This window comes from Micromonospora profundi (genome assembly GCF_011927785.1).
Taxonomy (GTDB): domain Bacteria; phylum Actinomycetota; class Actinomycetes; order Mycobacteriales; family Micromonosporaceae; genus Micromonospora; species Micromonospora profundi.
Window position 1 is genome coordinate 3727615 of the sequence record NZ_JAATJK010000001.1, and the last position, 11965, is coordinate 3739579.

Below are 11965 nucleotides of genomic sequence, written 5' to 3' on the forward strand. Positions count from 1 at the left end.
TCCTCATCCTCACGCGTCGACCTGCCGTCTCGTACCGCCGTCGAGTACCACCTCGACACCGGTGCGCACCGGCCCCCCGGACGGAAGCCGACCGGCCGGCGCGGGCTCGACCGACACCGGACCGGCGGGTACGACGGCGGCGAGCGCGGCCGGCAGCTCCTGTTCGAGGTACTCGCACAGCAGGTGGCTGGTGACCAGGTGCAGTTCCTGCACGACCTGGGTGTCGGCCGACGGCACGGCGAGCGCCTCGTCGCACACGTCCGCGAGGGGATTGGGCACGGGGCCGGTGAGCGCCCAGGTGGTGAGGCCGACCTCGCGGGCTGCGCGCGCGGCGGCGAGCAGGTTGGGGCTGGCACCGCTCGTGCTGAGCAGCAGCAGGACGTCGCCCGGACGGCCGTGGGCGCGCACCTGGCGCGCGTAGACGGCGTCGTAGCCGTAGTCGTTGGCGATGGCGGTCACGGCGCTGGTCTCGGCGTGCAGGGCGATGGCCGACAGCGGCTGACGGTCGTCGTGCAGCCTTCCCACCAGCTCGGCGGTGAGGTGCTGGGCCTCGGCGGCGCTGCCACCGTTGCCGGCCACCAGCAACCGGCCGCCGCCGGCAAGCCTGTGCGCCAGGTCCGCGCCCCAGCGCGCCAGTTGCGGCTCACACCGCCGGTACGGCGTCAGCGCCGCGGCGAGGTTGTCCAGGTGGGTGTCGAGCAGACTGCCCGCCGGCATCAGGCCACCACCCTCGTCGGCCGGTGTACCGCCGCCACCTCGCCGTAGATCTCGGCAAGGCGTTCCGCGGTGGCCGCCCACGCGTACCGCGACCTGGCGCGCTCGCTCGCCGCCGTGGCGTACCGGAAGCGCCGGATCCGATCGTCGAGCAGCCGCTGGATGGCGGTGGCCAGGGCGTGCGGGTCGCGGGCCGGCACGAGGTCACCTGTCGTCCCGTCGGCCACCGTGTCCCGGATGCCACCCACGGCGGTGCCGACGACAGGTACGCCGCAGGCCATCGCCTCCAGCGGGGTCAACCCGAACGGCTCGTACCAGGGTGCGGCGACCAGCAGGTCCGCCGAGCGGTACCAACGGCCCATCTCCTCCCGAGGCACCGCCCCGACGAGGTGGACGCGGTCGGCGACCCCGCACGAGTCGGCGAGCGCCCGCAGCCGCCGGGCGTACGGGTCGGTCTCCAGCAGCCCTTCGGGCGGCCCGCCGACCACCACGCATTCGGCGTCCGGGACCAGCGCCATGGCGCGTACCACGGTCTGGAAGCCCTTGCGTTCGACAAGCCGGCCCACCGTCAGGATCCGGGCCCGGCCGGGCTCGCGGTCGGCGGCCGGCCCGAGCGGGGTGAACGAGGTGAGGTTGACCCCGGAGGGGACGACTGTCATCCGCGACCGGGGTACGCCCATCCGGACCAGCTCCCCGACCTCGTCGCGGCACTGGGCCACGACCCGGTCCACCGAACGACCCAGCTCCCGTTCGTAGGAGATGCGCCGGGCCGGGCTGGTGTCCTGCACGCCCTGGTAGCGGCGCTTGACGGTGCCCAGCGCGTGGTACGTCTGCACGACAGGCACCCCGGTCTGGCGGCCGGCCGTCAGTGCCGCCAGGCCGCTCATCCAGAAGTGGGCGTGGATCACCTCGGGGACCCAGTCGCCACCTCGCCACCGCTCGACGAGCCAGCGGCTGAACTCCCGCATGTGCGGCAACAGCGCGTCCTTGACGACCGGCTCGGCCGGGCCTGCGGGTACGTGCACCACGTCGTACCCGTCCGGGGTGCGGACGGTCACCGGCAGGTCGGGGGCGTCGCGGCGGGTGTAGACCCGCACCTCGTGCCCTGCTGCGGCGAGCGCGGCGGACAGTTCCGCGACGTGCGTGTTCTGGCCGCCGGCATCCTCGCCTCCGAGGATGGCGAGCGGGCTGGCGTGCTCCGAGATCATCGCGATCCGCATACTTCCTCCTCCAGCAGCCGGTCCCAGTCAGCGAGGAAACGGTCGAGGCCGTACCTGTCGCGCGCGGCGGTCCGCGCCGCCGCGCCCGCCTGACGTGCGGCGGCCGGTTCGGCGATGAACCGGCTGGCGGCGTCGAGCAGGGTGTCCATCCGGGTGGCGAGGGCCCCCGCCTCCGGGGGCACCGCTGTCACCGCCTCGGTGGTGGCGAGCGCGACGACAGGCATGCCGATCGCCATCGCCTCGATGAGGCTCAGCCCGAGTGACGTCCAGCGGCACAGGTGCAGGTACGCGCGCCGCTGTGCCAATTCGGCGTGCATCCGGTCCTGGGGCACGTCGTCGTGGCTGGTGATCCGGTCGGCGGGCAGCCCGAGGTGGTCGGCGAGGCCGGCGACGCCCATGCCGTACACGTCAAGCGGCGCGATCTCGGCGAAGCGGGGCAGCAGGTCGGTGCCGGTGACCCGTCCCCGCCGTACCGGCTCGTTGATGACCACGGCGAGCCGGTCCAGTTCCCCGGTGTACGACACGGCCGGCGCGACGATGCCGTGGTCCACGACGCTGGTGCGGGCGGTGCCGGTGTCCCAGAAGATCTGGTTGAACCCGGTGACGTGGGCGATGAGCAGGTCGGTGCGGTCGGCCATCGGGTGGCGGGTGTTGGGCACGTCGCCCTTCGGCGTGTTGTGCTCCACGTAGATGGCGGGGACGTCGCGGCCGGGGCGGCGACCGAGCCACTGTTCGGCCAGGTCGACCTCTTCCGGGCGTTGCAGGATGACAAGGTCGACGTCGGTGTCCGGCAGGTCCTCGGGGGCGACCTCGACGGCGCTGTCCGGCCAGGGATAGGTGCGGGCCCGGCCGAGGCCGTACGGGCCGCGGTCGGGTGTCGTGGGGATCAGGTAGCGGTGGGCGCCGTGCACGAACGACGTGGTCCAGGAGCCGTGCACGTGCCAGAGCAGGATGTTCATCGGCCGCCACCACCGCTGACGGTGAGCGTCCGGACCGCGTCGACCACCTCGGCCGGGTCGACGCCGCTGAGGCAGGGGTGCCCGGGGACCGGGCAGGTGGCCGCTCGGGTGTCGCGGCAGGGCGCGCCGGCGTCGCCGAGCCGGACTGTGGGCACCCGGTAGGGCCCCCACTGCCCGAAGGGGACAGTCGGCGCGAAGAGGCTCACGACCGGCACCCCGGCGGCTGCCGCCAGGTGCGCGGGGCCGGTGTTGCCGACCACCACCGCCCCGGCGTCGGCCACGATCGCGGCCAGCCCGGCGAGGTCGGTCCGACCGCCCAGGTCGATGCCGCCGGTCGCCGCGACGCGCGCGGTGACGGCCTGCTCGTCGGGGCCGCCGGTGACCAGCACCCGGTGCCCGGCGGCGGTAAGCGCCCCGGCGATCCGGGTCGCCAGCTCGGTCGGGCACGCCCGGCTCGACGCGGCGGACCCCGGGTGCAGCACCACGTAGCCGGGTTCGCCGGTGTCGGCCGGGCGTGGTGGCACCGAGTCGGAGCGGAGCCGGAGCACTGGTTCGTCGCCGGCAGGCAGTCGGAATCCGGCGGCGGCGGCGAGGGAGAGCGCGCGTTCGGGTTCGGGTACGCCCACCGGCACCCGGTGACGGATGTCCACGAGGGATCCCGGGTAGTCGTCGCTGATCGCGGCGATCCGTGCGATCCCGGCCATCCGCAGCAGCAGCGCCAGCGGCAGCGCGGACTGGTGGAACGAGGTGAACACCACCGCCTGGTCGGCGCCGACGGCGGCGAGGCGGTCGGTCAGGGTCCGCATGGCGGCCGGATCTACGGGCCCCGGCGCGGGGTCGATCCACGGCAACGGATGCTCGATGATCTCGTCGACGCCGGGCAGCAGGTCGGCGGCCGCCCGCCCGCGTGGCCCGCACAGCAGCACCACCCGCTGCGCGCCGGCCGCGACGGCGCGGATCGCCGGCCCGGTCACCAGCACGTCGCCGGCCGAGTCCGAGCGCACCACGAGCGCCGTGCCCACCCGCTCACCGACCTGGACGGGCCGCACCGCCTCCTGGCGGCGCAGGATCTCCTCCACGGCCGACGGCAGGTCGCCGGCCACCCACCCGGCGGCAGCGATCTCCTCGGGTCGGGTCACCGGCGTCGGCACCAGCACACCTGCCGCGCCGGCTGCCAGCGCGGCGGCCACGTCGCGGCCGATGTCGCCCACCAGCACGCACCGCGACGCGCTCGTGCCCAACTCCTGGGCGGCGGCGTGCACCAGACCGGGCGCCGGCTTGCGGCAGTCGCACCCGTCCGCGTCGTCGTGCGGGCAGACCAGCCAGGCGTCGAAGCGGCCCAGCAACTCCTCGACGCGGGCGTGCACCGCCCGCATCTGCTCCTCGCTGAAAAAGCCCCTGGCCAGGCCCGACTGGTTGGTCACCACGGCCAGGCGCAGCCCGGCGGCCCGCAATCGGTCCAGCGCCGCCCGCGCTCCGGGCACCGGCCGCACCTTCTCCGGGTCGCCGTTGTACGGCACGTCCTCGATCAGGGTGCCGTCGCGGTCCAGCAGCACCGCGTCGTACAGGACGCCCGGAAAGGACCCGACAGTGCCTGAGGGGGACCAGACAGACCCGGAAGCGACCCGGCCAGCACCCGCATAAACCCGGGCTGACCTGCGCTGATACGGATCATCCTGGTCCTGTCGCACAGCCGGCGGGTTCCCGACGCCTTCAGGAGTAAACGTCGTCGCCGGCACGGTGGGGCGGCGACTGCGCGGTGCCCCGCGTCGGCCTTACCCGCAGCCCCGGAGAAGCTAACCCGACCTGCCCGTTAGCCCCTGTCGCGGCGCGGGTATGGGAATCCAGTGGCGATAGTGGAGAAAGTGATCGACGCTCCCCCGCAGCAGGTGTTCGACGTACTTGCCGACGGGTGGACGTACAGCGACTGGGTGGTCGGGACGGCACACGTCCGCGACGTGGACGACGCCTGGCCGCGGGTGGGCAGCCAACTGCACCACCGGGCGGGGCCGTGGCCGTTCTCGTTGCAGGACGCCTCGACGGTGCTTGTCTGCGAGCCCCCGCACCGCCTGGTGCTGCGGGCCGGGCTCTGGCCCGCCGGCGAGGCGATCGTGGCGTTCACCCTGGAACCGGTCGACGGTGGCGCCACCACCCGGGTCCGTCTCGGGGAGGATTTCGCCGCCGGCCCGCTGCGCTGGGTCCGTACGAAGGTCAACGACCTCGTGCTGCACCTGCGTAACCGGGAGACGCTGGACCGGCTCTCCGACATCGCCACCCGGCAGAAGGGGCCGCAGTGACGCGGTCGTGGTGACGAGGGGCGTACCCGCGCCACGCCCCGCGGCCAGCGCGACGGTGTCCGGGCGGGGAGCCTTTTCAATCCGGATCGGGTAACTGGCTACCCTCTGGGGTAGCCGTGTCCGCAAACCGAGGATGTCCGACATGATCGAACCCGTCCAGCTGCCGTCGCCGTGGCGAGACGCACACCTGACCGTCGTGGTGCCGACCTACAACGAGGCGGGCAACCTCCCGGCGCTGGTCGAGCGGCTGCTCGCACTGCCGCTGCCGGGTCTGCGCATCCTCGTCGCCGACGACAACTCCCCCGACGGCACCGGCGACGTGGCCGACAAGCTGGCCATCGAGCACCCGGAGCGGATCGAGGTGATGCACCGGGCCGGCAAGGAGGGCCTGGGCCGGGCGTACGTGGACGGGATGACCAGGGCGTTGGAGGGCGGCGCGGAGTTCGTGGCGCAGATGGACGCCGACCTGTCGCACCCGCCGGAGGCGCTGCCGGGAATGCTCGGCGCGCTGCTCTCCACCCAGGCGGGCGTGGTGATCGGCTCCCGGTACGTGCCCGGTGGCGAACTGGACGAGAACTGGCCGCTGTACCGCCGGGCGCTCAGCGGTTGGGCGAACCTCTACGTGCACACGCTGCTGCGGGTGCGGATCCGGGACCTCACGGCCGGCTTCAAGATCTGGCGGGCCGACGCGCTCAAGGACATCGGCCTGCACCGGGTGCAGTCGAACGGCTACAGCTTCCAGGTGGAGATGCACTACCTGGCCACCAAGCTCGGGCACACCATCCTTGAGGTGCCGATCCGCTTCGAGGAGCGGCGCGACGGCGTCTCCAAGATGACCACCGCGACAAAGGTCGAGAGCGCGTTGATGCCGTTCCGGCTGCGCAGCAAGCACCGCAACATCACCGGCTGACCCACGCCCGACCGGCACCACGCCCGACCGGCACCACGCCCGACCGGCACCACGCCCGACCGGCACCACGCCCGACCGGCACCACGCCCGACCGGCACCACCGCGAGGCGGGCCGGCCGGGTTGTTCAGTCTGCGTAGACGGCGCGATGGGCGGTGGCGATGGCCGCCGCGTACGCCCGCCCGGTGAGGGCGCGGTCGCGGGCCAGCGCGGCACGGGCCGCGTTCGCGCCCGGAGCGCCGTGCACCCCGCCGCCGGGGTGCGCCGACGCGCTGGCCAGGAAGAGCCTGTCCACCGGGGTGTCCGCGCGGCCCAGGCCGGGGATCGGGCGCAGGAACAGCTGCTGGTACGCGGCGGCGGTGCCGCCACCGAGCGCGCCGCCGACAAGGCTCGGGTTGCCCTTCTCCAGGTCGGCGGGCCCGGCCACGTGCCGGCCGACGACGAGCTGCCGGAAGCCCGGCGCCGCCGCCTCCAGCACGTCCTCCATCCGGCCCACGTGCCCGGCGATGTCCTCGGCCCGCCAGTCCCGCCGGAACGGCAGATGGGTGTACGCCCACAGCGACTCGGTGCCCGGCGGGGAGTGACTGGGGTCGGCCACCGACATCTGCCCGACCAGCAGGAACGGGTCCCGGGGCAGCTCGCCGCGGGCCAGCTCACCGGCGTAGGAGGTCAACCCGTTCAGGTCCGCGCCGAGGTGCACGGTGCCCGCGCCGGCGACCTGCCGGTTGGTCCACGGCACCGGCGCGGAGAGCGCCCAGTCCACCTTCAGTGTCGAGCCGTCCCACCGGAAGTGCGCCAGGTCCTCCACCAGCCGGCTCGGCAGCACTGCCGCCCCGACGAGGTCGAGGTAGAGCGCCGGTGCCGGCACGTCGGCGAGGACGGCCCGGCGGGCACGCCAGAGCGAGCCGCCGTCGGTGCGTACGCCCATGGCCCGACCCCGGGCGGTGAGAACCCGGTCGACGCGGGCGCCGTAGAGGATGCGGCCGCCGCGCTCCTGCAACCGGGCCACGAGCGCGTCGGTGATGCGCCGTGCGCCGCCGTCGGGCACCGGCCAGCCGACCTGCTGCCCGAGCATGGCCAGCAGCCAGCCGTACACGCCGGAGCCGGCCTCCTCGGGCGACAGGTCGGTGTGCAGGGCGCAGCCGGCGAGCAGCGCGGGCCCGCCGGGGCCGTCGAAGAGTTCGTCGCCGAGCTTGCGGACCGGCACCACAAGGCGCCGGCCCAGCCGCAGGGCGCCCGCGATCCGCAGTTGGCGCAGCAGGCCGAGCCCACCGCGCACGGGCGGGAACGGGGTGGTGATGGTCGTGAGCATCGGGTCGGCCACGTCGAGCCAGTCGCCGTACGCGTCGAGCCAGCGCTTGCCGTCGCCGGGGGCGAACTGCTCCAGCGACGCGGCAGTGACGTCCGGATCCCTGTTGACCACCGCGGCCCGGCCGTCGGGGAGCAGGTGCGCCAGCACGTCGGGGGCGTGACGCCAGCGCAGCCCGTACTGGTCCAGGCCGAGCTCGTGCAGCACTGGTGACGCGTACCCGAGGGGGTAGAACGAGCTGTAGAGGTCGCTGAGGTAGCCCGGCGCTGTCACCTCGGCGGACTGGACCGCGCCGCCGGGCACCGCTGTGGCCTCCAGCACCACCACGTCCCATCCGGCGTCGGCGAGCAGGTTGGCCGCGACGAGACCGTTGTGGCCGGCCCCGACGACGACGGCGTCCGCGCTCTGCGCGCCGGTGGTGGTCATCGGATCCGCCTACCCGGCGGGCAACCGGGCGAAACGCGTTTGCCTCCCCCGGGCCGGGGCATGCAGCGCCGCATGTACACGGTTGCGCAGTTGGTGGGCGGAGTGTGGGGCACCGGCGGTGCGGGCGGCGAACTTGTCGTCCACGATCCGGCGGACGGCTCCCCGGTCAGCTCGGTGCCGGTGGCCACCGCCGACGAGGTGGGCAAGGCGGCGCAGGCGGCGCGTGAGGCGGCGGCCGAGTGGGCGGCGACCGCGCCGGCCGAACGGGCGGCGGCGCTGCATCGGGCGGCGGACGCGGTGGCGGCTGCCATCGACGAGCTGGCGGCGGCGGTGACCGCCGAGATGGGCAAGCCTCTCGCGGACGCGCGGGGCGGGGTCGAGGCGGGCATCGGCACCCTCCGACAGTACGCGGAGCTGGCCCCGCTGCGCGGCGGGCGGACCCTGCACGGCGCGGTGGACGCGATGGACTTCATGACCCCGCAGCCGCGTGGTGTCGTGGCCGCGATCACCCCGTGGAACGATCCGGTGGCGGTGTCCTGCGGGCTGCTCGGCGCGGCACTGGTCACCGGCAACGTGGTGCTCTACAAGCCCAGCGAGCGGACGCCCGCCACGGGCTGGCTGCTGGCCCGCGCCCTGGACGAGGCGCTGCCGGCGGGTGTGCTGTCGCTGCTCACCGGCGGCCCGGAGGTCGGCGCGGCGCTTGCCGCCCAGGACGTCGACGTGGTGGCGCACGTGGGTTCCACAGCTACCGGACGGGCGATCGCCGCCGCCGCGGCCCGCACCGGCGCGAAGGTGCTGCTGGAGAACGGTGGCAGTGACCCGTTGATCGTCGACGCGGACGTCGACCCGCTGTGGGCGGCCGGTCAGGCCGCGCTCGGTGCGTTCGCCAACGCCGGGCAGATCTGCGTGGCGGTGGAGCGGATCTACGTGCACCGGCAGGTGGCCGAGGATTTCGTGGCAGCGCTCGTGGGGCACGCCGACGCGCTGCGGGTCGGGCCGGGCCGGGATCCGGGCACCGAGCTGGGCCCGCTTGTCGACAGGCGGCACCGCGACCACGTGCACGGTCAGGTGACGACGGCGGTTGCCGACGGCGCGCGGATCCTGGTCGGCGGCGAGGTGCCGGACGGGCCGGGCGCGTTCTACCCGGCCACTGTGGTCACGGACTGCCGCCACGACATGCCGCTGGTACGCGAGGAGACCTTCGGGCCTGTCGCGCCGGTGGTGGTCGTCGACTCGTTCGACGAGGCCCTGCGCTGTGCGGCGGACTCACCGTACGGCCTGGCCGCCACGGTGCTGACCGGGTCGATGAGTCATGCCCAGCGCGCCTGGCGGGAGCTGCCGGTCGGCACCGTGAAGGTCAACGCGGTGTTCGGCGGCGCGCCGGGCGGTGCGGCGCACCCACGCCGGGCCAGTGGGCACGGCTTCGGGTACGGCCCGGAGTTGCTCGACGAGTTCACCGCTACGAAGGCGGTGCACATCGAGGCGCCGGGCGGCGGCCACTGGTGAGCGTACGGGCGGGGGCAGGGGTGGCACCCCCGCCCGTACCGGTCGGGCCAACTAGCCGCCACGCGCCTTGCGGGTGGCGCGGTCGTTGGCCTTCTCGATGGCCTTGACCAGTTCCGGCTTCGTCATGCTGGACCGGCCGGCCACGTCCAACTCGCGGGCCACCGACAGCAGGTGGTCCTTTGTGGCGTTGGCGTCCACCCCACCTGCTGTGGGTGCCCGTCGCTCCGGGCCACCGCCGGCGGCCTGCCTGTCGCTCGGGCCCTTGCGGCCCTTTGGCTCCCAGTGGTCGCCGACCTTCTCGAACTGGTGCTTGACAGCGGCGAACGCGGTGCGGTGCGACCGCTCCCCCTCGCCGTAGGTCTCCACCGCCGAGTCGTGCGTCTTCTCCCAGGTGCGCTGCGCCTTGTCCGGGGAGCGTCGCAGCGTGCTGGGCATGTCCTCGCGCCCGGGCATCTCGTCCTCCTCCGTGTTGGACAGGGTCTCTGTGACCGTTCCCCTACCCCGGGGCGGCAAACCGAGGGCGGCGTCGGCACGGCGGGGTTTGTGGATTTCGCCACGCGGGTACCGGCCAGGCCCGACCGGGTGATCGGTCATCCGGCGGCCGGGGCACAGGGAGCGGGCATGACGACCACGGAGCCCGGTACGACGCTCGGCGGCTCACTCGGCGCTCGGGTGCCTCGGCGGATCCGGCAGCTGAGCTTGCGGACCTGGCGCGGGGTGCTGGTCCGCAGCGTGCGGAACTTCGTCACCGACAACTGCTCGGACTGGGCCGCCGCGCTCACCTACTACGGGGTGTTGGCGCTCTTTCCGTCCACAATCGTGGTGGTGGCCCTTGTCGGCCTGGTGTCCAGCGGCGAACAGACGGTGGACACGGTGGTGGACCTGGCCCGGCAGGTGGGCGCCGGGTCGGTGGTGGCCGACGACGGCGTGGTCGGGGTGATCCGGGCCGTGGTGGTCGAGCAGAGCAACGCCAAGGCGCTGTTGAGCTTCGGTCTGCTCGGCGCGCTCTGGTCGGCGTCGGGTTTCATCGGCGCGTTCACCCGCGCCTCGAACGCGATCTACGGAGTGACCGAGGGCCGGCCGGTGTGGAAGCTGCGGCCGTTGCAGATCGGGCTGGCCGCGATCACGTTGGTGCTGCTCGCGGTGGTGGCGCTCGGGCTGATCATCAGCGGTCCGGTGACCGACGCGGTCGGCGAGCTGGTCAATGCGGGTGGCCTGGCCCGCACGGTGTGGAGTGTGGCGAAGTGGCCCGTGCTCGCCATGATCATGATGGCGTTGCTGTCCCTGCTGTTCTGGATCGCCCCCAACGTGCGCCAGCCCCGGTTCCGCTGGCTCACCCCCGGCGGAGCGGTGGCCCTGGTGTCCTGGGTGGCGGTCTCCTTCGGCTTCGGCCTCTACGTTGCCAACTTCGGCTCGTACGACACGACCTACGGCAGTCTGGGCGCGGCCATCGCGTTCCTGGTGTGGCTCTACCTGTCCAACTCGGCCCTGATGCTGGGCGTGCAGATCAACGCCGAGGTGCAGCGGGGCCGGCAGTTGCAGGCCGGCGACCCCGACCCGGAGGAGCCGGTGCTGCCGCCACGCAAGCCGGCCGACGACGACTCCTGACGTCCGGCCAGGGCCGGCCCCCGGGGGGACGTTCGTGACCCGGTGCCGGTTTACCCGCCGGGGCCCCGGGTAGCCCAAAAGGCATGGAGCGTGGCAACAGCAAGCACGGACCGAGGATCGACGAGCAGATGAGCCAGGAGGTCAGCGGCCTCGTCCAGGGGCCGGGGACCGGTGGTTCTCGGGTCGACGAGTCCCGGGTGCCGGAGCCGGCCGGCGAGGACCAGCCGGAGGCCACCACGGCCCCGGCCGGTGACCTGCGCACGGGCACCCCGCAGGGGATGAGTTCCGAGGACGTCGAGCAGCGCAGCCGGCTCGGCCGGTTCATCTCGATGAGCGCGCTGCCGGGCGACCGCCTGGTGCTCATCGCCAGCGCCCGCGAGAACGAGGCGCCTGACGACATCGTGGCGGCGCTGGAACGGCTGCCCGAAGGCACCGAGTATCAGACCGTCTCCGAGGTCTGGGCCGCGCTCGGCCACCGCAACGAGACAACCCGCTGGTAAGAGGGATCGCCCCCCGATCCTGACGACGACCGGCGACTGAAGGAGGTTTTCTGATGAGTGGCGTTACCGAACACGTTGAGGTTTCCGTACCCGTCCGCACCGCGTACGACCAGTGGACGCAGTTCGAGGAGTTCCCCCACTTCATGGAGGGCGTGCAGGAGGTCCGACAGGTCTCCGACACGATGACCCACTGGACGGTGGACATCGCCGGCGTCAAGCGTGAGTTCGACGCCGAGATCACCGAACAGCTCCCCGACGAGCGCGTCGCGTGGCGTTCCACAGGGGGCACGCAGCAGGCCGGTGTGGTGACCTTCCACCGGCTCGACGAGAGCAAGACGCGGGTCACCCTGCAACTCGAGTTCGAGCCGCACGGGGTCGTCGAGCAGGCCGGCGACAAGCTCGGAATCGTCGATCGGCGGGCCAAGGGCGACCTGGAGCGGTTCAAGACGTACATCGAGCGGCGCGGTCACGAGACCGGCGCCTGGCGCGGCACGGTGGACCGACCGCAGCCGTGATGG

General features: G+C 73.5%; 12 protein-coding genes. 6 read left to right on the forward strand and 6 right to left on the reverse strand.

Going from position 1 to position 11965, the window contains the following annotated elements:
- Positions 1–9 precede the first annotated feature (9 nt).
- Genes F4558_RS16295 through F4558_RS16310 form a run of 4 tightly spaced genes read right to left on the reverse strand, consistent with a single transcriptional unit; the run spans position 10 to position 4584 of the window.
- On the reverse strand, positions 10–720 hold the full coding sequence (locus F4558_RS16295) for a D-sedoheptulose-7-phosphate isomerase (RefSeq protein WP_167947521.1): 711 nt from the start codon (positions 718–720) through the stop codon (positions 10–12).
- On the reverse strand, positions 717–1934 hold the full coding sequence (locus tag F4558_RS16300) for a glycosyltransferase (protein WP_053653448.1): 1218 nt from the start codon (positions 1932–1934) through the stop codon (positions 717–719). Before F4558_RS16300 ends, F4558_RS16295 begins: the two co-directional genes overlap by 4 nt.
- Positions 1919–2893, reverse strand: a complete 975-nt coding sequence (locus tag F4558_RS16305) for a glycosyltransferase family protein (protein ID WP_167944995.1) — start codon at positions 2891–2893, stop codon at positions 1919–1921. Before F4558_RS16305 ends, F4558_RS16300 begins: the two co-directional genes overlap by 16 nt.
- Positions 2890–4584, reverse strand: a complete 1695-nt coding sequence (locus F4558_RS16310) for an HAD-IIIA family hydrolase (protein ID WP_167944997.1) — start codon at positions 4582–4584, stop codon at positions 2890–2892. Before F4558_RS16310 ends, F4558_RS16305 begins: the two co-directional genes overlap by 4 nt.
- Before the next feature lie 156 nt (positions 4585–4740).
- Here F4558_RS16310 and F4558_RS16315 point away from each other — a divergent pair, with 156 nt between their 5' ends.
- Complete coding sequence (locus F4558_RS16315; protein WP_053653445.1) at positions 4741–5190, forward strand: SRPBCC family protein; 450 nt, start codon at positions 4741–4743, stop codon at positions 5188–5190.
- Between the two features lie 142 nt (positions 5191–5332).
- Positions 5333–6100: a polyprenol monophosphomannose synthase gene (locus F4558_RS16320; protein WP_053653488.1), complete on the forward strand. Its 768-nt coding sequence runs from the start codon at positions 5333–5335 to the stop codon at positions 6098–6100.
- Between the two features lie 125 nt (positions 6101–6225).
- On the opposite strand, the gene F4558_RS16325 is transcribed toward F4558_RS16320, so the two are convergent.
- Entirely contained in the window at positions 6226–7833 is a 1608-nt protein-coding gene (locus F4558_RS16325; protein ID WP_053653444.1) for a phytoene desaturase family protein, read from the reverse strand.
- Between the two features lie 72 nt (positions 7834–7905).
- Between F4558_RS16325 and F4558_RS16330 the strand changes: the two genes are divergently transcribed.
- Positions 7906–9339, forward strand: coding sequence for an aldehyde dehydrogenase family protein (locus F4558_RS16330; RefSeq protein ID WP_053653487.1), 1434 nt, complete (start codon positions 7906–7908; stop codon positions 9337–9339).
- A gap of 51 nt (positions 9340–9390) precedes the next feature.
- Here F4558_RS16330 and F4558_RS16335 read toward each other — a convergent pair whose 3' ends face one another.
- Positions 9391–9792 carry a ChaB family protein gene (locus F4558_RS16335; RefSeq protein WP_053653486.1) on the reverse strand — a complete coding sequence of 134 codons (402 nt, stop codon included), beginning with the start codon at positions 9790–9792 and terminating at the stop codon, positions 9391–9393.
- 168 nt (positions 9793–9960) lie between these two features.
- Between F4558_RS16335 and F4558_RS16340 the strand changes: the two genes are divergently transcribed.
- The 3 genes from F4558_RS16340 to F4558_RS16350 all read left to right on the forward strand — a co-directional run bounded on the left by F4558_RS16340 (position 9961) and on the right by F4558_RS16350 (position 11962).
- Positions 9961–10947 carry a YihY/virulence factor BrkB family protein gene (locus tag F4558_RS16340; RefSeq protein ID WP_167944999.1) on the forward strand — a complete coding sequence of 329 codons (987 nt, stop codon included), beginning with the start codon at positions 9961–9963 and terminating at the stop codon, positions 10945–10947.
- An 83-nt stretch (positions 10948–11030) separates the two neighbouring features.
- Positions 11031–11447 carry a DUF2795 domain-containing protein gene (locus tag F4558_RS16345; RefSeq protein WP_053653442.1) on the forward strand — a complete coding sequence of 139 codons (417 nt, stop codon included), beginning with the start codon at positions 11031–11033 and terminating at the stop codon, positions 11445–11447.
- A 53-nt stretch (positions 11448–11500) separates the two neighbouring features.
- Positions 11501–11962, forward strand: coding sequence for an SRPBCC family protein (locus F4558_RS16350; protein ID WP_053653441.1), 462 nt, complete (start codon positions 11501–11503; stop codon positions 11960–11962).
- Positions 11963–11965 lie beyond the last annotated feature (3 nt).

Coding starts and splice junctions, on each gene's coding strand:
- F4558_RS16300 (WP_053653448.1), bottom strand. CDS start 1,934: ATGCGGATCGCGATGATCTCGGAGCACGCCAGCCCGCTCGCCATCCTC.
- F4558_RS16305 (WP_167944995.1), bottom strand. CDS start 2,893: ATGAACATCCTGCTCTGGCACGTGCACGGCTCCTGGACCACGTCGTTC.
- F4558_RS16320 (WP_053653488.1), top strand. CDS start 5,333: ATGATCGAACCCGTCCAGCTGCCGTCGCCGTGGCGAGACGCACACCTG.
- F4558_RS16325 (WP_053653444.1), bottom strand. CDS start 7,833: ATGACCACCACCGGCGCGCAGAGCGCGGACGCCGTCGTCGTCGGGGCC.
- F4558_RS16330 (WP_053653487.1), top strand. CDS start 7,906: ATGTACACGGTTGCGCAGTTGGTGGGCGGAGTGTGGGGCACCGGCGGT.
- F4558_RS16335 (WP_053653486.1), bottom strand. CDS start 9,792: ATGCCCGGGCGCGAGGACATGCCCAGCACGCTGCGACGCTCCCCGGAC.
- F4558_RS16340 (WP_167944999.1), top strand. CDS start 9,961: ATGACGACCACGGAGCCCGGTACGACGCTCGGCGGCTCACTCGGCGCT.
- F4558_RS16345 (WP_053653442.1), top strand. CDS start 11,031: ATGGAGCGTGGCAACAGCAAGCACGGACCGAGGATCGACGAGCAGATG.
- F4558_RS16350 (WP_053653441.1), top strand. CDS start 11,501: ATGAGTGGCGTTACCGAACACGTTGAGGTTTCCGTACCCGTCCGCACC.